Here is a 21,922-nt window from a genome sequence, read left to right as displayed (position 1 = left end):
GTGAGCGACCCGCTGGCGGATCCTCTCAGCCCGGCCGGTTGGGCCGGCCGCCCTTGCCGAGGCCGAGCCGGCGCGGCGGGTGCTCCGAGGCGGGCCGGGGCGGAGCGGCGGCCGGCGCTGGCTCGCTCGGGACGGCGCGGGGCCGCGCGCCGCGGTGGGGCTCGGTCTTCGGGGCGCCGCCCGGCTCTCGCCGGAGGAGGGCGCTCACGGTGACCGCGAAGCCGGCGGCGAGCAGGGTGTACATCCAGAGGAGCGCGTAGCCGAGCGGACCGCCCGCGACAGGGTGGACGCCGAAGTCGCCCTCGACCTGCCGGTAGGTGCCGTCGAGCGCGAGGCGCCGGGACAGGGCGATGACGGCGATCAGGGCGATCGAGAGCGGCGCGCCGGCGAGCAACGCCAGCGCGCGCACCGAGCGCTGCGCGGCGGGCCCCGCGCCGGCGGTCGCGACGAAGGCCTGGACGGCCGCGAAGCCGGCGGGCACCGAGGCGGCGTCGAGCAGGAGCAAGAGCAGGTCGATCGCGGAGGGGATGCGGCGGGTGTCGACGAGGTACGCGAAGCTCCAGTCCGGCGCGAACACGAGGAAGTAGGCGCAGACCGGCGCGAAGACGAGGACGGCGAACAGGGTGACGAGCGCGAGCGGCCGGCCGCTCGGGTCGGGCGAGAGCCGGGGCTCCGCCGCGCGCAGCGCGCCTGGGCGGTGAGCGGCGACCGCGCTGAACCAGGCGAGCAGCGCGCCGAGAGCAAAGCCGACGAGGGGAGCGACGAAGGCGGGCACGCGGCGCGGAAAGTAGCCCCGCCGCCCCCCCGTGCGCAAAGAGCTGGAGGATTTGCTGGTCTGCGCGGCCCGGGGCGCGGCGCGGCCATGATGGAGGCGCAGCGCCGCCGCGCCGGGGGGCGCGGCGCGGCAACGGGGAGACGCGCCGGGCGCAGCGGAACGTTTGCCCTGCCGGCCCGGCCGCGCTAAGCGGCTGCGCTCATGGATCCGCGCCTCGTCCGGGAGATGCTTGAGCGCGTTCGTTCCGGGGAGCTGGCCGTCGAGGAGGCGCTCGACGCCCTCCGAGGGCTGCCGTTCCGGGAGCTGGGCGTCGCGACCGTCGATCACCACCGCGCGCTGCGGCAGGGCGTGCCCGAGGTGATCTTCGGCGAAGGGAAGACGCCCGAGCAGATCGCCCTGATCGCCCAGGAGATCTCGGGCGCCGGGCAGAACGTGCTCGCGACGCGGGTCGACGCCGCGAAGGGCGCGGCGGTCGCGTCGCTGTTGCCCGCGTTCCGCTATGTCCCCGTGGCGCGGACCGGCAGCGTCGAGGTCGCGCCGCCGCCGAAGCGCAGCGCCGGGCCGGTCGCGGTCGTGACCGCGGGCACGAGCGACATCGCGGTCGCCGAGGAGGCCATCGAGACGCTGCGGGCGGTGGGGCTCGACGCGACGCGGATGTACGACGTGGGGGTCGCGGGGCTGCACCGCTTCCTCCATCGCGTGGAGGAGCTGCGCAACGCGGCCGCGGTGATCGTGATCGCGGGCATGGAGGGCGCGCTGCCGAGCGTGGTCGGCGGGCTCGTGGCGGCCCCGGTCGTCGCGGTCCCGACCTCGGTCGGCTACGGCGTGGCGCTGAACGGCTTCACCGCGCTGTTCTCGATGCTCACGTCGTGCGCCTCGGGCGTCGTCGTGGTCAATATCGACAGCGGCTTCGGCGCGGCGATGGCGGTCCACCGCCTGTTGCCGAAGGCGTGAGCGCGGAACGAGCGTGATCGCGGGAGCGCCGCGGCGCGCAGGCGCCCGGTGAACGGAGCAGGCGAGACATGGGACACGGGCACGACCACGACCCTCACGCGCACGGCCACGGTGATCGCGGGCACGCGCACGACCACGGGCATGCGCACGACCACGGCGATCACGGGCACGCGCACGACCACGGCGATCACGGGCACGCGCACGGCCACGACCACGGCGATCACGCGCACGGCCACGACCACGGCGATCACGCGCACGGCCACGACCACGGCGATCACGCGCACGGCCACGACCACGGCGATCACGCGCACGGCCACGACCACCCGCGCGCGCCGCTCCTGGAGGAGGGCGCCGGCGCCGGGAAGATCCTGTTCTTCGACGCGTTCAGCGGCGTCGCGGGTGACATGACCATCGCCGCGCTGCTCGATCTCGGGGTGCCGCTCCTCGTGATCGAGCGCGCCGTCGCCGCGCTCCCCATCGACGGGTTTCACCTCCACCGCGGGCACGCCCACCGGAGCGGCATCGTGGCGACCTCGTTCGATGTGCACGTCGAGGCGCCGCAGCCGGAGCGCACCTACGGATCCATCGACGCGATGCTCGCCGAGGCGCCGCTCGATCCGCCCGTCGCCGCGCTGGCGCGCCGGATCTTCCGGCGCCTCGGCGAGGCGGAGGCCTCGGTGCACCGGATCCGCCTCGAGGACGTGCACTTCCACGAGGTCGGCGCCGTCGACGCCATCGTCGACATCGTGGGCACCGCCGCCGCCATCGTGCACCTCGGGGCGGAGGTCGTCGGCTCGCCGCTGCCCATGGGGCGCGGGTTCGTGAAGGCGCGACACGGGATCCTCCCGCTGCCGCCGCCCGCGGCGGTCGCGTGCCTCCGCGGTGTCCCGACCTACGGCGTCGATCTCGACGCCGAGCTGGTGACGCCGACCGGCGCGGCCATCGTCGCCACGCTGGCGAGCCGGTTCGAGCGCTGGCCGACGTTCGCGCCCGAGCGGATCGGCTTCGGCGCCGGCCAGCGCGAGCTGCCCGATCGCCCCAACCTGCTGCGCGTGGTGCTGGGGACGCGCTCGGGCAGCGAGGAGGACCTCGGGAGCGCGTCGCACGTCGTCCTGGAGGCGAACGTCGACGACCTCACGGGCGAGGTCGCAGGGCACGCGATCGAGGCGCTGTTCGCGGCGGGCGCGCTCGACGCGTGGGCGGTGCCGATCACGATGAAGAAGGGGCGCCCGGCGCTGACCATCGCGGCGCTCGCGGCCGTCCCCCAGGCCGACGCGGTCGCGACCGCGCTGCTCCGCGAGACGACCAGCATCGGGCTCCGCAGGATCCCGGTCGCGCGCACGGAGCGCCCGCGGCGCATCACGACGGTGAGGACCCCTTACGGCGCGATCCGGGTGAAGATCAGCGAGGGCCCGTTCGGGCCGCCGCAGATCAAGCCGGAGTTCGACGACTGCGCCGCCGCGGCGAGGACGCACGGCGTGCCGGTGAGAGAGGTCGTCTCCTCCGCGCTCTCGGCCGCCAAGGGCTGACGCCGCCCGGTCCTCCGTCTTCCCGTCTCTCGTCTTCCGCTCCGCCTCTCCCGTCTTTGTGCGCGTGCGCGTGCTCGCTCGTTCGTCTCACATCGACGTGCTCGGTTGCTCGCCTCGCGTGCGCGTACGGGGTCCTGTCGCGACTCGCTCACCTGCGTGACGGAGTGGATCGGGGAGTGGGGCGGGATCGCGCACGAGCACGTGCACGCGAGACGTGAAGCGAGCACGCGCACGCCAGACGAGGACGGAAGAGAGAAGACGGACCGGCTCCCGGCCTCTGCCATCCCGGACGCTCCCCTTGAGCATCCGGACACCCCCCGGGACCCATCCGGACACCCCCCGGGCCATCCGGACACCCGCGGCCATCGCCCGCCGCGCGGGAGCGCTCAGTCGGGCCGCTGGATCGGCAGCGCCTCGGCTTCCCACGAAAGGAAGCCCCCTTCGAGGAACGCGACGGGAACGCCTTCTTCCGCGAGCTTCGCGGCGATGTCCTTCGACCTGTCGCCGGCGCGGCAGTAGAGGACCGGCGCGCCGGCGAGCATGTGGAGCTCGGCGAGCCGTCCCTCGATCTCCTCCAGCGGGATGTGCACCGCGCCGGGGATGTGGGCGCGGCCGTAGGCGCCGCCCTCGCGCGTGTCGACCGGGACCACCTGACCCTCTCGGATGAGCTGGGCCAGCTCGGCCGCCCGGATGGCGCCCTCGGCGCGCGGGAGGAACGGCTCGATCAGCTCGCGGAGCTGGTTGCGGCGGAGGACGCCCTGATCGGCGGCCACGGGGCGGCCCTTGTGAAAGACCATGAACGTCGGGACGGCCTGGATGCGCAGGGTGGCGGCGATGCGCTTGGACCGGTCGATATCGACCTTGACCACCTTGGCCTTGCCCTCGAGCTCGCGCGCGATGGCCTCGACCTCGGGCGCGACCGTCTTGCACGGCCCGCACCAGGTGGCGGTGAAATCGATGAGCACGGGCAACTCGCTGCGGAGCACCTCGCGCTCGAACTCCTGCTCGCTGATCTCGGGAACAGCCATGGCGGGCGAGTTCATAGCGGTCCTGGCCATCGAGATCGAGGGGCGCGAAGCGCTCCCCGCTGCGATCCCGGAAATACCGCCAATTTCGGCGAGAAAAACCGTCGCATCGCCGGCGGGGGGCGGGGCCCTCCGGGGGCTCACCGGAGGGGCTGGAGTGGAGGCGAGCCACGACAGGGGCTCGCCGGAACGCAAGCCCCGGAGGTGAGCCCCCGGAGGGCCCCACCCCCCGCCGGCGGCCTGGAGTGGAGGCGAGCCACGACAGGGGGCTCGCCGGAACGCAAGCCCCGGAGGTGAGCCCCCGGGGGCCCCACCCCCCCCCGCCGGCGGCCTGAACGGCCGTCGCGAGCCGCGGGGCGCGGCCTCAGCGCGGCGCCTGCGAGCGCACGGTCCGCGTGTCCACGGCGTCGCGCAGCGCGTCCGCGATCAGATACGAGCCGCCGACCGTGGCGAGGAGCAAGAGGCCCGGGAGCACGAGCAGCCGGATCTCGCTCGGGTGGCGCGCCGCCTGGCCGAGCGTCTCCCCCCAGGAGGCCACCCGGGAGGGCGAGCCCATCGCAAGGAACGAGATCGCCGCCTCGAGCAGGACGACCGACGCCACGCCGAGCACCGAGCTCACGATCGTCGGGCCGAGCGCGTTCGGCAGGATGTGCCGGTAGAAGACGCGCAGCCGCGTGCAGCCGAGCGCGTGCGCGGCCATCACGTACTCCTCGCTCGACGCGCGCAGCACCTCGGCCCGCACGAGGCGCGCGATCTCCGCCCACCGGACGAACGCGACCGCGAGCACCAGCGACAGCGCGGACGGCTCGCGCTCGATGGCGCGCACGATGCCCACGACGAGGATGGCCGGGAACGTGTCGACCGTCTCGACGAGGCGGACCAGCACGTCGTTCCAGACGCCGCGCAGCGTGCCGGCGAGCCCGCCGAGCACGACGCCGAGGAACATGCCCACGAGCACCGCGCTGAGCGACAGGCCGAGCGCGGTGCGCGCGCCGTAGATCAGCCGCGCGGCGAGATCGCGGCTCTCGAAGTCCGTGCCGAGCGGGTGGAGGAGCGACGGCGGCGCGTTCGGGCCGGCGTCGGTGCGCTGCTCCGGGCCGTAGCGGATGGGCGGCCAGATCGCGAAGCCGCCCTCGAAGCGGGCCGCGAGCTCCGCCTCGGTGAGCGTCTCGAGCGTCGTGTCGGTGACCGCCGGCAGGATCTCGGCGCCGTCCGGCCCGAAGCGCGCGATGGGCGCGGGCGCGGCGAGGAGCTCGGCGAAGATCGCGAGCATCGCGAGCAAGCCGAGCACGACCGTGCCCGCGGCGACCCGCTTGCTCCCCACCATCCGGCGGAGGAACGCCGCTGCGTGCGTCACGCGTCGCTCCTCCGGGAGAGCACCGCGGGGCCGAGCCGCGGATCGATGAGCACGTAGGCGAGATCGGTGGCGATGACGCCGAGCGCGGCGATGCCGGCGGCGACGATGGAGATCGCCATGAGCCAGCTCACGTCGCGCGCCTGCACGGCGAGCAGGGTGAGCTCGCCGAGCCCGTGCAGCTCGAAGACGCGCTCGACGACGAAGGCGCCGCCGAGCGCCATCGGCGGCTCCAGCACGGCGAGCGTCACGACCGGGAGCACGGCGTTGCGCAGCCCGTGGACGACGATGGCGCGCGCCGTGCCAGCGCCGCGCGCCCGCGCGGCCCGGACGAAGTCCTGCGTGAGGACCGCGACGAGCGCGGCGCGCTGCTGCCGCGTCGGCGCGGCGATCAGGCCGAGCGCGAGGATGCTCGTCGGCAGGAGCAGCGACGCCCCGCCGCCCGAGAGGAGGACGGCGGCCACGGCCACCACGGCGATCGGGAGGACCGCGAGGGTGAGCACGGCGGCGGCGATCGCGGAGTCGCTCCGCCGGCCGCGCGAGGCCGCGCTGAGCGCGCCGAGCGGGACGGCCACCGCGTAGGCCAGGGCGATCGCCCCGAACACGAGCGTGAGCGTGATCGGCGTGCGCCGGGCGAGCTCGTCGAGCACCGGCTCGCCGGTCGCCGCGACGCCGAGCCGGTGGGTGACGGCGCCGAGCGCCCACTTGCCGTAGCGGGTCTCGAGCACCGTCGCCGCGAGCCGCGTCGGGCCGGTGAACACCTCGAAGTCGCTGCGGTACACGTTCCAGAACGACTTCCACCGCGTGACGCACGCGCGCGCCGCCTCGAGATCGTCGCCCGGGCCGATCCTGTCGTCGATCTCGGTGACGTGGGCCGCGACGTCGGCGAGGGCGCGTGCCCGCTCGAGCGTCGCCGCGTCGCGCGGCGGCTGGAGCGCGGCGAGCACCGGCTGCAGGGCGAAGGTGTCGACCTCGTGCAGCTCGGCGGCGCGCGACGCCGAGCCGTAGCGGACCAGGCGCCGCACCGCGCTGCGGACCGACGCGCTCCGGAACTCGATGCCCCGATCGTCCCAGAACCGCGCCCAGAAGGCGACCGCGTGCGCCGGGTCCGCGGCCTCCTCGGCCCTCGGCAGGCCCATGCGCGCCGCGACGGGCGCGAGCGCGAGCGCGACGCGGGTGCGCGGCTCCGGCGCGAACCCGTCGAGCGCCGGCAGGAGGTGCGGCAGCGCGGCGCCGCCGAGGCGCCTGAGCTCCGCGGCCGCGGCGGCCGCGTCCTCGCCGCCGGCCGCGATGGTCTGCGCGGCCGCGAGCGCGCGCAGGCGCACGTCGCGCGGCTTCATGTTGAGGAAGCGCGGCAGGTCGAGGAAGCGCTCCCGGCGGAGCCGCGCGAGCTCGGCGCTGGAGAGCGACGTGGCGAGGAGCGGATCATCCGTGGGATCCGGGACGAACGAGAGCACGAAGAAGGTGAGCAGCGAGACGCCGAAGAGGGTGGGCAGGGTCCAGAGGAGCCGGCGGAGCGCGTGGCGGAGCATCTCTCTCGCGCGAGGTCAGCGCAGGATGGCGTCGAGCAGATCGATGCGCATCCCGAACTTGTAGGGGGAGGTCTTGACCACCTCCGTCTTCTGGCCAGCGATCGTCTCGTCGTTCTCCTCGAGGTAGCTGCCCGCGTTGATGCCGATGACCTTGCCCTGACCGTTGAAGATGGGGCTCCCGCTCATGCCGCTCGTGCTGCGGGCGTCGTGCTGGATCAGCCAGGACTCCGCCGCGGCCGCGGGCCGGCCGTTCGCGGCCGTGATCCGGCCGACGTTGGCGGCCAGGAAGGTGGCGACCGGGTTCGAGGCGTCCGTGAGCCGCTCCGGGAAGCCGATCAGGTACACGTCGTCGCCCGCGCCGGCCGCGGCGAGCTCCTCGCGGCTCGCGAGCGAGAGCACGGCGGCGGCGCGCCCGGAGATCGACACGACGCCGACGTCGGGGGTGAGCTGGTCCGCGCTGTCGCGGTACTGCGGGTGCGTCCGCATGCTGGTCACGGCGAAGCTTATCTGGCCCCGGCCCTCGTTCTCGAGCGCCACGATCGTGCCGCCGCGGCGCCTGGCGGCGGAGATGCAGTGCGCGTTCGTCGCGAGCACCGAGGGCCGCACCGCGAAGGCCGTGCAGAACCCCTCGCGCCCGGACGCGAGCATGAAGATCCCCTTTCTGGATCGGTCGTGGAGGTTGCGCCCGAAGTTGGCGTTCGAGGGGTGGAGCGTCCCGAGGCGCTGCTCGATCTCCTTGCGCCGCGGATCCTCCGGCGGGAGGCGCGCGAGCTCCGCCCGGAGCCGGCTGATCTCGTCGTGGGAGGCGCGGTTGTAGAGGATCAGCCCGGCGAGGCTCGCGAGCGCGAGCACGAGCAGCGAGGCGAGGATGTAGGTGGTGCGGCGCTGCCCGGCCGTCGCGGCGTGCACCTCCCTGTGGAGCATGGCGTTGAGCTCGACGGTGCCGCGCGGCCGCGCGCGCCCGGTGGCCGCCGCGACGGCCGACGAGATCATCATCGCGATCGTCCGCTCGCCGACGCGGCGCGCGCCGGCCGGCGGCGCGAGCGCGGCGGGGCCGGGGTGGGCCGGGGCGGGCGCGGGATAGCCGGCCTGCGCCGGGAACGCCGCGGCGGGGCCGGGGTAGCCCGCGGCGGGCGCGGGGTAGCCCGCGGAAGGCGCGGGGTGACCCGCGGCGGGCGCGGGGTAGCCCGGCGCCGGGGCCGCGTGGCCTCTGGCGGGCCCGGGGGGCGGCGGCGCCGCGTGCGCGTGCGACGGACCGGGCGCGCGGTGCGCGACGAGCTCGATGCGCACCCGCGGCCCCTTCGCGCCGAACGTGACCTCGTCGCCCGACGCGAGCGGATGACGCTTGATCCGCTGCCCGCCGACGAACGTCCCGTTGCGGCTGTCGAGGTCGTAGAGCACCCAGCCCGCGGCCTCGAGGCGCGCCTCGGCGTGGTGGCTGCTCGCGTCGCGGTCGTGGTTCGGATCGAACACGACGTCGTTGTCGGGAGCGCGACCGAAGCGCACCACGCGCCTGTCGTGGAGCGCCACGGCGCCCGCGTTGCGCCCGAAGGTGTGCACGACACGCAGCATCACGGCGCGGGGACCCCCTGCAGCAGATCGATCCGCATCCCGATCCGGAAAGGCGAGCTCTGCGTCACCGTCGCCTTGCGCCCGCCGATCGTGACGTCGGCCTCGTCGTCGATGTGCGCCGCGTGGATGCCGATCACGTGCCCGTACTGGTTGAAGATGGGGCTCCCGCTGTTGCCGCCGCGCGTGACCGCGTCGTGCTGGATGAGGACGGCGCGGTCCGGCGTCGCCGCCTCGCCGTCGAGGCCGGTCATGCGCCCGATGCGGCCCTCCAGGAACGTCGCCGAGGGGCTCAGCGGATCCATCAGGCGACCGGGGAAGCCGATGACATAGGCGTCGTCGCCCGGCCCGATGGCCCGCAGCTCGGCGTCGTTCGCGAGCTTCACCGTGTGCGGCGCCTCGCCGTCGATGCGGAGCAGCGCGACGTCCGGCGAGCCGGCGCCCCTGGCGTCGGGCGCGTACCCGGGGTGGGGCGACATCGCGATGATGCGGAACCGCGTCCTCCCCATCGAATCGTTCAGCGTGACGATCGGGGTGCCGCCGAGCGCGCGGCAGTCGCGGACGCAGTGGGCGTTCGTGGCGAGCAGGTCTGGCGCGACGGCGAACGCCGAGCAGCAGCCGCCGATGCGGTCCTCTAGCCTGTACCCCATCACGTAGAGCGCGCGCCGGTTCTGCTCGAAGATGGCGCGGCCCGAGAGCACCTGCTCCGGGATCTGGCCCGACGGGCGCGCCGCGGGCGAGCGCCCGAGGCCGACCTCGCGCGCGAGCGCGTCCGCCGCGACGCGCGACCGGTAGGCGGCCACGCCGGCCACCGCCACGGCGGCGAGCGCCGCGGTGACGCCCACCCCGAGGAGCAGGTTGTGGCGCGTCACCTTGCGCCGCGCCTCGTCCGCCTTCGCGCGCACGAGCGCGACCGCCTTCTCGTCGCGCCGCATCGCCTGCACGACGGCATCGTGGACGATGCGCTGCGCGGTCTCGACGTCGACGCGCCCGTCCGCGTCCGGGCCGCGTGGCGGCGACCCTCCCTGCTCGACGGCCGGAGCGTGCCGGCCACGCTTGTCGTTGCTGCGCAGCATGGCGATCGAAGGCGCGCGCATCCGCCGCGCGCGCCCTAACGGAGCAGGTAATAGCCGGCGATCGTGACGCAGGCGACGGCGCTCGCGATCATCAGGATCACCAGCCACTGCGGCGCGCCGTCGGTCGGGATGAGGATCGGCTCGTCACCATGATGGACGGGCGGCCTCGCGGCGCGCTCGTCCCTGGCCTCCTCCGGCGACAGCGCCGAGAACACGCGGTCGTACTCGTCGCCGTCCTCGTCCATCTCGGAGTCCGCGTGGCTCAGCCACGACTTCGGCGAGGGGGGGCGCTGCGAGATCTTCTTCTCGTCGAGCTCCTTCACCCGCCGCGCCGGCTCCGACGCGACCGCGCTCTGCGCGAGGAGGTGCTCGGGGAGCTGGTACTTCTGGTAGCGGAGCTCCTCGATGTCCTCGATCTCCGGCAGCGCGAGCCCCTCGCCGTCGAACTTCGCGACCACCACCGTGATGTTGTCGTGGCCGCCCGCCTGGTTGGCGCGATCCGTCAGCACCTTGCAGGCCTCGATCGGATCGTCGACGGTCCGCAGCACCTCGCGGATCTCCTCGTTGCGCACCATGCCCGAGAGCCCGTCGGAGCAGAGCATCAGCGTGTCGCCCCGCCGGAGGTGCACGTAGGTGAGGTCGACCTGCACCGAGTCGGCCGTGCCGAGCGCCTGGAGGATGATGTTGTTGTGCTCGAAGGTCTCGGCCTCCTCCTCCGTGAGCTGGCCGGCCTCGATGAGCTGGTTCACGAGCGACTGATCGCGCGTCACCTGCACGAGCCTGTCGCCGCGCAGGATGTACGCGCGGCTGTCGCCGACCTGGCCGAGGAACAGGTGATCGTCCATGAGCGCGGCGATGGTCGACGTGGTCCCCATCCCGCGCCGGGTCCGATCGAGCTTCGCCTCGCTGAAGATCCGGAGGCCGGCCGCCTCGATCGCCTGCACCAGCCGCGCCGCGAGCTCGTCGTGGTCCTCCGGCGGGCCGCCGGCGCTCATCCGCTGGTAGATGATGTCGACCGCGAGCTGGCTCGCGACCTCGCCGGCCGCGGCGCCGCCCATGCCGTCGCACACGCCGAGCAGCGCTCCCCGCTCGCCGATGACCTGGTAGCGGTCCATCTCCATCAGGCCGCGGCTCGCCTTCGTGAGGTCCGCGACGATGAAGTTGTCCTCGTTGTGCTCGCGCACCTGACCCACGTCGGTCCTGCCGAAGAGCCGCAGGATGACCTTGGGGCGACGCGGCGCGTCCGGCGCGGCGGCCTGGCTGTCCATGTCCTCGCCTCGCGGCGCGCCCTCCGCGGGCTCGTCGCCCGCCTGCGCCTCGCCCGAGAGCCCGTCGGTGAACGCGCGCCCGGCCGAGCCGTGGTTGTGAACGACCTCTGCGGCAGGGGTCTCGTCGAGCGCGCCGTCGCCGTGGGAACCACGCCTCGCCGGCGCGGTGACGGTGACCGCTGGCGCGTCGGGGGTCGCCGCATTCGCGAGGTCGTCCGTCCTCGCTGCGCTCGCATCCGGGTCGTCGTCGCGCGATCCGCTCGCGGTGAGCCGCACCCGCGGGGGCGGAGGGAGCTTCCTCGCGCCCCGGTCGGGGCTCTGGGCGCCGGGCGCCTTCGCGGGCTTCACGGCCGCGAAGGCCTTCTGCTCGCGCGCGGCGTTCGCGGCGGGACGCGTCTTGGGCGGCGGGGATGGCTTCCAGTTCACGGACTTGCCTGCTTCCACTGACCCCGCCCTGCCGGCCTCGAGCGACGCGGCGCCGTGCGGGGAATCACCAAGGGCCTTGCCCGCCTTGCCGCTCGAGTCGGTCCCCACCGACGCCGCGCTCGAGAGCCCATCGACTTCCAGCGCCTCGGTGGGCGTTTCGCGAACGGTCGGGTCGCTCATCGGGAAAGATCCACACGGAACAGGTGCTGCCCGATGCGCACGTAATCGCGATCCAGGAGTGGGACGTCCTCGCGGATGGCGACGTACGTGCCGTTCGACGAGTCCAGGTCCGCGAGCGTGAACTCCCCCGTGGCCGGGTTCCTCCGGATGGCGGCGTGGCGTCGCGAGAGGAACGGATCGGCCGTGAACACGATGTCTCCCGTTTCCCGTCCGATCACCGTCTCGTCCCGGTAGAGGTGGTACACGTCCCGCGTCACGCCCTCCACCGTCTTCTGGCAGAGCCGCGCCCGCCGGTGGATGGCGGGCGAGCCAAACAGCAACGTTCCATGCTGGATCGCATGGCCGAGGCCTCGCTCCCCGTCGCTCACGGTCTGAAACTGTAACACCTCGAGCCCCAGGAGGAGCAAGTCGCCATCTCGAAGGGCGTGCGTCTTCCGGATGCGCAGGTAGATGCGGTTGATGCTGCCCAGGTCCCGGAGAACCCAGGTCCCGTTCCGCGGAATGAGCCGGGCGTGACGCGGAGAGACGTACAGGTCGTCCTCGAGGAGGATGTCCCCCTCGCTGCGCCCGATGTCGACCTGCGGGCCGTCGAGCGGAAAGCTCTTTCCCTCGGTCCCGTCTTCGACGATCACGATGAGCTTGCCCACGGGGGCCGGGATCGGCCGCGTGTCGCTCGGGGTCCAGGCGGGCGGCCGCGCCGAGTGGGACGCCCGCAGCGGAGCGAGCTGGAGCGGCGAGGGCGGCGGGGAGCCGCCCGTGTCGGCTGATCTCGGCCCGGCGGCCTCGGCCTGCGGCGGCCGCGGCGGGGTGGGCGCGACCTCCGGGGCGAGCGCGGGCGCGGGCTGTGGGCGCTCGGGGGCCACCCTGGAGGGGCGCTCGGGGGCCGCGCGCTCGCCGTCGAGGGGGGCCCCGCAGTACTTGCAGAACCGCGTGCCCGAAAGGCACTGGCCGTGGCAGCGCGCGCACGTGACCGGCGGGACGGGCGCATTGCGCGACGACGCGATGTCGAGCACCGGCGCGCCGACGATCTTGTCGGAGGTGCTCCCGCTGGCCGGAGGGGGGAGCCGCGGCGGCGGCTGGGCGACCGGCGGCAGCGGGGGACGGGCCTCCTCGTCCGGCGCCGGGCCGGCGCCCTGCTGCTGCGTGTTCCCGCCCTCCGCGCGGCCGTCGCGCGGCGGCGGCCCGGCCTCTGTCTGCGTGAGCGACGCGCCGCATGTCACGCAGAAGCGGTAGCCGGGAGGGTTCGAGGCGTCGCAGGTGGCGCAGGGGAGCGCGCGGTGCGCGTCGGCGGACACGGGCGGCGGCGCGGACGGCTGCATCGGCGCGGACGGCTGCATCGGCGCGGGCGGCTGCATCGGCGCGGGCGGCTGCACGGGCGCGAACGGCTGCGTCTGCACGGGCGGCTGCGTCTGCGCGGGCGGCTGCGTCTGCGCGGGCGGCTGCGTCTGCGCGGGCGGCTGCGTCTGCGCGGGCGGCTGCGTCGGCACAGGCGGCGGCGCGAACGGCTGCGTCGGCACAGGCGGCGGCGCGAACGGCTGCGCCGGCGCGGGCGGCTGCGCCGACGCCGGCGGCTGCGTCGGCACAGGCGGCTGCGCCGGCGCAGGCAAGTCGATCCGGTCCGCGAGGCTCGACCCGCGCACGGCCGGCGCCATCTGGATCGCAGCGTCCAGGGCGCCGGGCGGCGGCGCCGCGACGCCATCGCGTGCGGGACGGGAGCTCGCCTCCGATCGGCCGTGCACCGCCGGCATGGCGGGCTCCGTCCTCGCCGAGCCGATCGGGCTGAACGAGAACACCGGCGCCTCCGGGCGGAGCCGCCCCGGGGCGTTGCGGGGCCCCGACGCCCTGGCGGGCGGGCGGCCGTCGGTCGTCGGCGGCGCGTCGGCCGGCGCGGGCGCTTTCAGCTCCGCGATCGACACCCGGGGCAAGCCGCTCGGCGGCGTCGGTGGAGCGACGCGCGCCTCGCGCGCCTTGAGCCGTCGGCCGCAGTCCTGACAGAACGTCAGATCGTCGGCGTTGTCGCGACCGCACACATCGCAGATCACGCTGCCGAGGGGACCGCGGAGCGACGGTCGAGTCAAGTAGCCGGTGCGTTCTCTCGAGCGGACAGGGGAGGCGCTCAGCGCCGCCCGAGCTCCGTGCGCACCTCGAGCAGGAACTCGAAGCCGACGAACTGCGCGATGGCGGTCTCCCGCTCGTGGTGCGCCGTGTCCCTCCAGCCCGCCAGCAGCACCGGCCGGTAGACGCAGCTGACCCCGATCACCGCGCGGCGTGAGACCTCCAGCTCGATCCCGACGCCGGCGAAGATGAGCGCGCCGCCGGTCTCGACGCCCCACTCGTTGCCGTAGACGACGCCGCCGACGCCGGCGGAAAAATACGGGGCCGCGCGGTAGCCGGTGTCGGGCAGGTACCTCATCTCGGCCCGCAGCTGCTGGAAGATCCCGAGCCGGTAGAGGTTGCTCGAGTCCATCTTGGTGAACTGGTACGCCCCGCCGAAGTACCAGGGGCCCGGCGAGCGGTAGCCGCCGCGGACCGAGAGCCCGCCCCCGCTGCCCAGGATGCACGGCACGAAGCGACCCGGCTGCTCCCTGCAGGTGGCGCCCGGGTCAAGGCTGATCTCCGCCGCGAGCGCAACACCGTACTGCGCGTACTCGACGTGGAGCGGCGGGGGCCGGGTGGCGATCTCGACGCGAGGCACGGCCGGAGGCGGCGGCTCCGCGGCGGTCGCGCCTCCTCGCGCCTCCGAGGCCGCGCCCGCGGCGGGCGAGGCGAGGGCGCCTCCGGTCGCCGCGTCCGCTTCGGCCCGGGCGTCGACGGGAGCGCCCGACGCGTCGGGGCTCGACGCGTCGGGAGAGAGGGCGCCCTGGATCCGGCCCGCCGGCGGCGCGGACGAGGCTGTCGGGGACAGCAGCGCGATGGCCACGGTGATCGCGGCCGGGAGCGCGCCGGGCGGAGGTCGTAAACGCACGACTTGGTTGAGATACGCGAGAGATCCGCCGCCGGCAACGCTCCACCGGCTGCCGCGCGACGGCGCCGGGGCGGCCCGTCCGGCGTCCCGGCGCGCGGTCGGGCTCGCCGCGGCGCCGGAAAGGGAGGGGAGGTGGACGGGGAAAAGGAGGGGAGACGGACGGTCTCTTGATGCTCACCGCCATACGCCGCTTGACGGCGGCTGCGAGGGTCGCCTAAACGAAGCCACCTTCATGGAGATTCACCTCGACAAGCGTGCCGTAAAGCAGATCCGCCTCTCTGCGGCGGATGCCGTTGAGGAAGGCGACACCGAAGCGCTGCGCGAGGACGTCCTCGAAGCGTTCTCGGAAGAGCAGGTCGAAGAGATCGAGCGTCGTCTGGACAGCGGTGATTTTTTCGAGTTCCTGACCGACGTGCTCGACGAGTGGGGGGGCGACGATGTTGACGAGCTCTTCGAGCTCCTCGAGACGCAGCTCGGCGACATCGGCATCGACCTCAAGTACGAGCCGCGCGAGGACGACGACGACCTCGACGAGGCCGACGAGGACGACGACGACGACCTCGGCGATGACGACGAGGACGAAGACGCCGAGCTGGAGCCCGAGGACGACGAGGACGACTGAGCGCGGGCGCCCCCCGGCGCGGCGCCGCGCGGCGCCACGCCGTGCGGCGCTCCCGCGTCAAGGCTCCTCTCGGCCGTCGAGCTCGCGGAGGATGTAGTCAGCGCACGGTCGCTTCGCCGCCGGGAGCGACGGGCAGAGCGCCTGCGCGCAGCGCGCGTAGCGCGAGTCGGGGAGCTCCCGGGCGAGCAGGGCCACGGTCGCGCAGGCCTCCGCGGGGAGTCCGTCCGCTCGCCACAGCTTCGCCTCGGCCCACAGGGCGTCGTCGCGCAGGATGGACGTGCGGTGGTCCGTGTAGAGCTTGCGTAGCTCGCGGCGCGCGGCCGCGTGGTCGCCGAGCGCGTCGCGGTAAAGCAGCGCGATCTGGAGCTGCGCGTCGTCGAACCGCTCGCGCTCGTAGCTGCCCGTGATGGCGGGCTCGCGCGACGCGAGCAGCTCCCGCAGGTAGCCGATGGCCTCCCGCGGGCGACCGAGGGCGGCGGCGAGCTCCGCCGCGCGGAAGAGCGCGTCGTCCGTCAGGTTGCCGGCCGGGTACGGGTGCGCGCGCGCGGCGGCGACGAGCGCGCGGAGGGCGCCCTCGCGGTCGCCGCTGCGCTCGAGGAGGAGCCCCGTCTGGTAGCCGACGTCCTGATCGAGCGCCGTCTTCCGGAGCGCGGGGCCGTGTCGCCGCAGCCACGCGAGCGCGCCGCCCGCGCCGGCGCGCTCCTCCTCGCGCTGGATGAGCCGCTTCAGCGCGCCGCGCGCGAGCCCGTGCGACGGGTGTCGCCGCGTCGCCGCGAGGAGCATCGCCCAGCCAGCGTCCGCGTCCCCGTGCGCGATCGCGAGATCGGCGAGCTCGAACTCCGCGCGCGCGGAGCGCGGCCCTCCGGGCGACTCGGCGAGCAGCCGCTCGTACGACGCGCGCGCCTCGCCCCAGGCCTCCGCGCGCTCGAACGAGCGCGCCTGCAGGAGCCGCGCCTCGTCGCGATCCTTCACGCGCTCGGCGCGCGCGGCGGCGCCGTCGAACGCGCGCGCCGCCTCGCGGTAGCGGCCGGCGTGGTACGCGCGCGAGCCTTTGGCCATCGCGTCGAGGTAGGCGTCGCCGGGCGCCGCCGCGCACGCGGCGCCGAGCAGCGCCGCGAGCGCGAGGGCGAGCGCCGGCGCCGCGGCGTTCGAGGCGCGGCGGCTCACGCGCGCCCGCCCGCGCCGCGCGGCGCGCGCGGCGTCGCCAGCACCTCGGCGAGCGCCTCGGCGAGGGCGCGCGCCGCGGGCGCGACCTGGTCGGGCGCGAGATCGAGGTGGGTCACGGCGCGGACGGCGCTCCGGCCCGCCGCCCCCACGAGCACGCCGCGCCGCCGCGCGGCGTCGACGAGCCGCTCGGCAGGGCGCCCGGGCGTGTCGACGTAGACGATGTTCGTCTCGGGCTCCTCGATCGTCGCCTGCGGCGGCTCCGCCGCGGGCGGCGAGGGCGCGCTGCGCGCGGCCGCGCGCAGCGCGAAGGCGATCGCGCGCGCGCTGTCGTGATCCTCGGCGATGCGATCCCGGTGGTGCGCGAGCGCGTGCAGCGCGGCGGCCGCGAGCACGCCGGCCTGCCTCATCCCGCCGCCGAGCATCTTCCGGAAGCGGAGCGCGGCGCGCACCGCGTCGGCGCCGCCGGCGAGCGCGGAGCCGACCGGCGCGCCGAGCCCCTTCGAGAAGCAGACGCTCACCGTGTCGAACGGCGCCGCGAGCTCGGCGACCGTCCTGCCGGAGGCGACCGCCGCGTTCCAGAGGCGCGCCCCGTCGAGGTGGAGCGCGAGCCCGTGCGCGCGCGCGACCTCCGCGATGGCGAGCACGTCGCGCTGCGGGAAGACGCGCCCGCCCGCGCGGTTGTGCGTGTTCTCGATCGCGACGACGCGGGTGCGCGGGCGGTGGTACTGGGGCGGCTTGATCGCGTCCTCGACGTCCTCCGCGGTGAAGAGCCCGCCGCGCCCGGCGAAGGCGAACTGCACGCCGCTCCAGGCGGGCGCGGCGCCGCTCTCGTCGTGCGCGCAGTGCGCCCCCTCGCCCGCGATCACCTCGTCGCCGCGCTGCGTGTGGCAGAGGAGCGCGATCTGGTTGCTCATGGTCCCGCTCGGCACGAAGAGCGCGGCCTCCTTGCCGGTGAGCTCGGCGACGCGCTCCTCGAGCCGGCGCACGGTCGGGTCCTCCCGGTAGACATCGTCGCCGACCTCGGCCGCGGCCATGGCCGCGCGCATCGCCGCGGTCGGTCGGGTCACCGTGTCGGAGCGGAGATCGATCATCGCTTGCATGCTCAACCCTCGGCCGCCGGCCTCCGCCGGCATCGTAGCACCGCGCCCGCCGCCCCCTACGCGGGGCCCTCCGCCGCGAGCCTCGGGAACCGCTCGGCCATCCGCCACGCGATGCGCGTCGCCATCGCCATGATCGGCACCTGCGAGTTCACGCCGATGCTCGTGGGGAGGACGGACCCGTCGGCCACGAACAGCCCCGGCAGCTCGAAGCACTCGCCGCTCTGATCGACGATCCCGCGCCGCGGATCGTTCGCCATCCGCGCGCTCCCGAGCGGGTGGAACGCCATGCACTCGATGCGGCGCGCGTCCATCGGGGCGCGCTCGAGCGCGCGCGCGGCGTCGACGGTCGTGATCGGCGGGGCGCCGAGGATCGAGGAGTAGACCTCGCGCGCGCCGGCGGCGAGCGCCACCTCGCCGAGGACGGTGATCGACCGGCGGAGCCGGGCGAGATCGCGCGGCGCCATCGCGTACGAGAGCAGGGGCTCCCGCCCGGGGCCGGGGCGGACGCGGCCGCCGCCCTCGTCGTGGATCATGGCGCCGAAGACGGCGCAGCGCGGGAGCGCGCGGACGCGCCGCCGGAGCGCGGGCCCGACGCCCGGCAGGCCCGCCGCGAGCACGTTCACCGCCGAGTACACGCCGACGAGCTTGATCCCCTCGGCGTCGAAGTGGTCGGAGTACACGCTCTGCAGCGCGCCGTCCCAGCCGTTCAGCGCGTCGTCGAACCGGGCGACCACGCGCACCGCCGGGTGCAAGGTCACGCCGTCGCCGAGCGCGCCGCTCGCCCTGAAGGCGCCCGCCGTGCGGAGGAGCAGCGGCGTGTGCAGCGTGCCGCACGCGGCGACCACGGCCTTCGCGCGCACCCGGAACCTGCGCTGCGGGGCCCCCGGCTCGCCGCCGAGCAGCGTCCCCTCGACGCCGGCGGCGCGCCCGCGCTCCACGACGATCCGCTCGACCAGCGCGTCGGCGACGACGCGCGCGCCGCGCGCCGTGGCCGACGGCAGGTAGGCGACGTCGACCGAGCGCTTCGCCCCGGCGGGGCAGGTGAAGTTGCAGCGGCCGTTCCCCTCGCACGCGTCGCCGGTGTTGCGGCGCAGCGGCCGCATCGGGATGCCGAGCCGCCTCGCCCCCTCGACGAACCGCGCGGTCGACGCCGAGCGCATCGCCTCGGGGACCTCGCGGACCTGGAGCCTCTGCTCGACGCTCTCGTACGCCGCCTCGAGCGCGCGCTCCGACAGCTCGTCGAGGCCGAGCTCGCGCACCCACCGCGCGTGGACGGCGCCCGGGATGCGGAAGCAGACCCCGCCGGTCACGACCGACGATCCGCCGACGGCGCGCCCCAGGGTGATGGAGATGATCGGCGTCTGGCCGAGGCCGAACGCCGTCACCATCCCGCCCTCCCGGAACAGCCGCCGCAGCGACTCGCTGGGCTTCCAGCGCTGGTAGTCGTCGGGGCGGTGGTAGGGGCCCTCTTCCAGCACGATCACGCGGCGCCCGGCCTCGGCGAGCAGCGCGGCGACGACCGCGCCGCCCGCGCCGGAGCCGACCACGACGACGTCGCACGGCTCGTCGAACCCCGCCGGCAGGTCGCGCCCGCGGACGATCGGATCGCTCGACGCGATGGCGGCGCTCACGCGGCGCCCTCCGCGCGCTTCGCGGCCGGCCCCTGGGCGGCGCGCAGGCCGGGCAGCCGGCGCCGCGCCACGGTGCTCTCGCGATCGAGGCCCGTCATCGCGAGCTCCTCGCCCTCCTCGAAGGCGGGGATGCACAGCGGCACCTTGAACGCGAGCAGCAGCACCGCGAGCAGCCCGACGCGGCTCGACTCCAGCGCCTCGAGGTACGCGAGCCGCCGCGCGAGCGGGAGCCGGCTCATCCGGCCGAGGGCGCCGATCACGAAGAGCGGCAGGAGCTCCAGGCACGCGGCCAGCAGCGAGAAGCCGCGCCGGAGCTCGGGGCTGCCCTGCCCGAGCGACCGATCCAGCGCCGTGACCGCGCGCTCGCACACGTCGGCGCCCGGCGCGACGAGCTCGCCGCGCTCGTCCTCGTCGCACAGCATCGCCTCGGCGGCGGCCCACGCGACGCGTCGCGCCCAGGGCGCGAGCCCGCGGCCGGGGCGGTCCAGCCGCTCGGTGCCGGCGCCGCGTTCGTGTGCGTCCTCGACCGTGTCCTGCATGGGCGCGAGAGCGTAGCCCGGATCGTGCCAGCGCCGAGATCCAAGGCGGCGCGCGCGCCGCGGCCGGGTGATCTCCGGCGCTGGCCTCGGCCACCGGCAGGGCGCGCCCTCTGGAGATTTGCTTCCGGACCCGCGGCCGCGTCCGCCAGCGGCCGGCCGCGCCTCGCGTAGACCGGTCGCGCCTCACGACGGCGGATCGCGCACCACGGGTGAAGTGACGGCGAGAACTTCGCGCGTCGCTGCAGGACTTCGCGCGCTCGACCCGCGCGAGGCGCGGCGCGCGCCGGCCGGAGGGGATCGCGTCGACCGGGATCGGATCTCGCGACCGCGCGGGCTGGCCGCCGCGGATCCGGTTCTGATATGCCAGAGAGAGCCGGGAGAACACGGAGGAACGATGGTGGAGCGATCGCTGCAGCACCGAGATCCTGACAGCAAGGACGACGAGACGCTGAGGAGAGAGGCGCGCGTGCACCTCGCGAGCGAGCCCGCGTTGCAGCTCGTGGCCGAGCTGGTCGCGCAGCTACGAGAGCTTGACCTGCCGTGGTGGACGCCGGTCAAGCTGCGCGAGCGCTGGGGCGCGATCGAGCGGATGGGCTGGTTCCGCGAGCGGAGCGACATCCGCCAGCAGATCACGACGTCCCTCACCGGCCTGTCGCCGCGCGCCGCGCGACGCAAGACGCCGGACTTCCAGGGCGCGCTCATCGACTCGGTCATCGACGAGGGGGACATCACCCCGCGCGCGTTCGAGGTCGCGTACGACCCGCGCGATCTCGCCGTGTACGGGCCGGCGGCCGCGTACTGGCAGTTCTTCTGCGAGTCGATGCCGTGGGACGAGGACACGCCGCAGCACCAGGAGATCGTCGCCTGGCTGCTCAAGGCGCTCCTCGCGGACCGGAGCCCGTTCGAGGGCATCGGCCGCAAGCCGATCCTGACGCCGTGGGACGTGCGCACCGCGATCGACGGCCGGCTCTGGCAGACCCGCATCCCCCTCGAGGTCCGCGTCGCCATCGACAGCGCGCGGCTCAAGCAGGAGCGCGAGCGCCCCGGCGTCCCGTTCCACGCCGCCGCCGAGCTCGCGATCGCCGGGCCGGACGTGATCGCCGCGAACATCCCGCCGCGCGAGATCCTGCCGGTCGTGCAGCTCGCGCAGACGGCGATGCGCTTCGACCCGCCGCGCGCCGCGCAGAAGGCGGACGCGCCGAAGGCGGCCGCCGTGGAGCTCTCGTCGGGCCGCAGCGGCAGCGCCATCACCGCCGCCCCGTCGAGCAGCGCGCCCGCGGCGTCCGCGCCCGCGGCGTCGGCCCCTGCCTCGTCCGGCGGCGCGCCCGCGGCGTCCGCGCCTGCGGCGTCGGCCCCGGTCTCCTCCGGGAGCGCGCCCGCGTCGGCGCCGTCGGCGTCGGTCCCCGTCCCCTCCGGCGGCGCGCTGAACGGGGGCCCGGCGGGCAAGCCGGCCGGCGGCCCCGCGCCGGCCGGGGCTCCCTCGGCGCCGACGGGATCGCCGCCGGGAGGTCTCCCTGCCGCCGTGAGCAGCCCGCCCGGCGCGTCGTCCTCGGCGCCGAAGCCCGCCGGCGCCCTCACGCCGCCGAGCGGGGCCGCCGGGGCAACGGCGGGCGCGCTCGCCGCGCGGCCGCCGTCCGCGGCCGGGTCCTCCCCGGGGGGCGCCTCGCCGCCGCCCGCCGCCGAGCCGGCGCGCGCGTCGACGCCGTCCGCGCCGCCCGCGCCGCGCGCCTCGACGCCACCCCCGCCGCCCGCGCCGCGCGCGTCGACGCCGCCCGCGCCGCCTGCGCCGCCTGCGCCGCGCGCGTCGGTGCCGCCTGCGCCGAGCATCGCGGTGTCCGCGCTCGGGATCGAGTCGCTCGACGATCTCGAGGAGGAGAGCGACGGCGACGAGGGAGAAGAAGTCGAGAGCGAGCGCACCAACCCCTGGGCCGTCGCCGGCCCCGACAGCGTTGACGCCGACCTCGACGACCTCGGCGCGGCGGAGCCGCTCGAGGACGGAAAGCCGTCCGACAAGACGTAGCGCCGCGCCGCCACGAGGCAGCGCGCCGCGCGGCACGCCGCCGCCTTCACACTTCTTCACCCGCTACCCGGCACATCCTTCACACGCCCTGCGCAGCTTCAGCGTGGCTCGGGGCCGCGCGTCTGCGGCGCCGGGCCCCGTGGCTCGGGGTCGCGCTCGCGTTCGGGAGAACGGAGGTCGCGCGCTCACT

Annotated in this window: 17 protein-coding genes; 4 read left to right on the top strand and 13 right to left on the bottom strand. The window is 75.3% G+C overall.

From position 1 onward, the window contains the following. Positions 1-25 precede the first annotated feature (25 nt). Positions 26-775, bottom strand: coding sequence for a hypothetical protein (locus WMF31_RS27545; protein ID WP_436604794.1), 750 nt, complete (start codon positions 773-775; stop codon positions 26-28). Positions 776-976: 201 nt separating this feature from the next. Here WMF31_RS27545 and larB point away from each other — a divergent pair, with 201 nt between their 5' ends. Both larB and larC read left to right on the top strand, forming a co-directional pair. Beyond that, positions 977-1,729: a nickel pincer cofactor biosynthesis protein LarB gene (larB, locus tag WMF31_RS27540; protein WP_436604793.1), complete on the top strand. Its 753-nt coding sequence runs from the start codon at positions 977-979 to the stop codon at positions 1,727-1,729. A gap of 68 nt (positions 1,730-1,797) precedes the next feature. After that, the gene (gene larC, locus WMF31_RS27535) at positions 1,798-3,258 is read left to right on the top strand and encodes a nickel pincer cofactor biosynthesis protein LarC (RefSeq protein ID WP_436604792.1); all 1,461 of its coding nucleotides are present in this window, start codon (positions 1,798-1,800) and stop codon (positions 3,256-3,258) included. A gap of 386 nt (positions 3,259-3,644) precedes the next feature. Here larC and trxA read toward each other — a convergent pair whose 3' ends face one another. The 8 genes from trxA to WMF31_RS27495 all read right to left on the bottom strand — a co-directional run bounded on the left by trxA (position 3,645) and on the right by WMF31_RS27495 (position 14,653). After that, entirely contained in the window at positions 3,645-4,286 is a 642-nt protein-coding gene (trxA, locus tag WMF31_RS27530; protein WP_436604791.1) for a thioredoxin, read from the bottom strand. A gap of 361 nt (positions 4,287-4,647) precedes the next feature. Next, positions 4,648-5,640, bottom strand: a complete 993-nt coding sequence (locus WMF31_RS27525) for an ABC transporter permease (protein WP_436604790.1) — start codon at positions 5,638-5,640, stop codon at positions 4,648-4,650. Beyond that, positions 5,637-7,169, bottom strand: a complete 1,533-nt coding sequence (locus WMF31_RS27520; RefSeq protein WP_436604789.1) for an ABC transporter permease — start codon at positions 7,167-7,169, stop codon at positions 5,637-5,639. Before WMF31_RS27520 ends, WMF31_RS27525 begins: the two co-directional genes overlap by 4 nt. A gap of 15 nt (positions 7,170-7,184) precedes the next feature. Next, a complete protein-coding gene (locus tag WMF31_RS27515; RefSeq protein ID WP_436606607.1) occupies positions 7,185-8,741 on the bottom strand; it encodes an FHA domain-containing protein in 1,557 nt (518 codons plus the stop codon). Further along, a complete protein-coding gene (locus tag WMF31_RS27510; RefSeq protein WP_436604788.1) occupies positions 8,741-9,814 on the bottom strand; it encodes a S1 family peptidase in 1,074 nt (357 codons plus the stop codon). The genes WMF31_RS27515 and WMF31_RS27510 overlap by 1 nt, the downstream gene beginning before the upstream one ends. Before the next feature lie 35 nt (positions 9,815-9,849). Then, positions 9,850-11,688, bottom strand: coding sequence for a Stp1/IreP family PP2C-type Ser/Thr phosphatase (locus WMF31_RS27505; RefSeq protein WP_436604787.1), 1,839 nt, complete (start codon positions 11,686-11,688; stop codon positions 9,850-9,852). Further along, positions 11,685-13,730: an FHA domain-containing protein gene (locus WMF31_RS27500; RefSeq protein ID WP_436604786.1), complete on the bottom strand. Its 2,046-nt coding sequence runs from the start codon at positions 13,728-13,730 to the stop codon at positions 11,685-11,687. The genes WMF31_RS27505 and WMF31_RS27500 overlap by 4 nt, the downstream gene beginning before the upstream one ends. 74 nt (positions 13,731-13,804) lie before the next feature. Next, positions 13,805-14,653, bottom strand: coding sequence for a hypothetical protein (locus WMF31_RS27495; RefSeq protein ID WP_436604785.1), 849 nt, complete (start codon positions 14,651-14,653; stop codon positions 13,805-13,807). Positions 14,654-14,660: 7 nt separating this feature from the next. Here WMF31_RS27495 and WMF31_RS27490 point away from each other — a divergent pair, with 7 nt between their 5' ends. Beyond that, a complete protein-coding gene (locus WMF31_RS27490; RefSeq protein ID WP_436604784.1) occupies positions 14,661-15,275 on the top strand; it encodes a hypothetical protein in 615 nt (204 codons plus the stop codon). A gap of 57 nt (positions 15,276-15,332) precedes the next feature. On the opposite strand, the gene WMF31_RS27485 is transcribed toward WMF31_RS27490, so the two are convergent. The 4 genes from WMF31_RS27485 to WMF31_RS27470 are packed head-to-tail and all read right to left on the bottom strand — an operon-like array spanning position 15,333 to position 19,712. Then, positions 15,333-16,442 (bottom strand): tetratricopeptide repeat protein, encoded by a 1,110-nt coding sequence (locus tag WMF31_RS27485; RefSeq protein ID WP_436604783.1) that lies wholly within the window; start codon positions 16,440-16,442, stop codon positions 15,333-15,335. Continuing rightward, on the bottom strand, positions 16,439-17,542 hold the full coding sequence (locus WMF31_RS27480) for a threonine aldolase family protein (RefSeq protein ID WP_436604782.1): 1,104 nt from the start codon (positions 17,540-17,542) through the stop codon (positions 16,439-16,441). The genes WMF31_RS27485 and WMF31_RS27480 overlap by 4 nt, the downstream gene beginning before the upstream one ends. A 56-nt stretch (positions 17,543-17,598) precedes the next feature. After that, positions 17,599-19,173 (bottom strand): GMC family oxidoreductase N-terminal domain-containing protein, encoded by a 1,575-nt coding sequence (locus WMF31_RS27475; protein ID WP_436604781.1) that lies wholly within the window; start codon positions 19,171-19,173, stop codon positions 17,599-17,601. Then, a complete protein-coding gene (locus WMF31_RS27470; protein ID WP_436604780.1) occupies positions 19,170-19,712 on the bottom strand; it encodes a hypothetical protein in 543 nt (180 codons plus the stop codon). Before WMF31_RS27470 ends, WMF31_RS27475 begins: the two co-directional genes overlap by 4 nt. A 394-nt stretch (positions 19,713-20,106) precedes the next feature. Between WMF31_RS27470 and WMF31_RS27465 the strand changes: the two genes are divergently transcribed. Further along, the gene (locus tag WMF31_RS27465; protein WP_436604779.1) at positions 20,107-21,732 is read left to right on the top strand and encodes a hypothetical protein; all 1,626 of its coding nucleotides are present in this window, start codon (positions 20,107-20,109) and stop codon (positions 21,730-21,732) included. The last annotated feature ends 190 nt before the right edge of the window (positions 21,733-21,922 follow it).

The organism is Sorangium sp. So ce1036, from assembly GCF_051369805.1.
Lineage (GTDB): Bacteria > Myxococcota_A > Polyangia > Polyangiales > Polyangiaceae > Sorangium > Sorangium cellulosum_F.
Note: the sequence above shows the minus strand (reverse complement) of the source record. Positions and strands in the feature narration are given on the sequence as shown.

Excerpts from the sequence above, each read along its gene's own strand:
- WMF31_RS27505 (WP_436604787.1), bottom strand. The coding sequence starts at position 11,688 with ATGAGCGACCCGACCGTTCGCGAAACGCCCACCGAGGCGCTGGAAGTC.
- larC (WP_436604792.1), top strand. The coding sequence starts at position 1,798 with ATGGGACACGGGCACGACCACGACCCTCACGCGCACGGCCACGGTGAT.
- WMF31_RS27480 (WP_436604782.1), bottom strand. The coding sequence starts at position 17,542 with ATGCAAGCGATGATCGATCTCCGCTCCGACACGGTGACCCGACCGACC.
- trxA (WP_436604791.1), bottom strand. The coding sequence starts at position 4,286 with ATGGCTGTTCCCGAGATCAGCGAGCAGGAGTTCGAGCGCGAGGTGCTC.
- WMF31_RS27470 (WP_436604780.1), bottom strand. The coding sequence starts at position 19,712 with ATGCAGGACACGGTCGAGGACGCACACGAACGCGGCGCCGGCACCGAG.
- WMF31_RS27465 (WP_436604779.1), top strand. The coding sequence starts at position 20,107 with ATGGTGGAGCGATCGCTGCAGCACCGAGATCCTGACAGCAAGGACGAC.
- WMF31_RS27520 (WP_436604789.1), bottom strand. The coding sequence starts at position 7,169 with ATGCTCCGCCACGCGCTCCGCCGGCTCCTCTGGACCCTGCCCACCCTC.
- WMF31_RS27515 (WP_436606607.1), bottom strand. The coding sequence starts at position 8,741 with ATGCTGCGTGTCGTGCACACCTTCGGGCGCAACGCGGGCGCCGTGGCG.
- WMF31_RS27510 (WP_436604788.1), bottom strand. The coding sequence starts at position 9,814 with ATGCTGCGCAGCAACGACAAGCGTGGCCGGCACGCTCCGGCCGTCGAG.
- larB (WP_436604793.1), top strand. The coding sequence starts at position 977 with ATGGATCCGCGCCTCGTCCGGGAGATGCTTGAGCGCGTTCGTTCCGGG.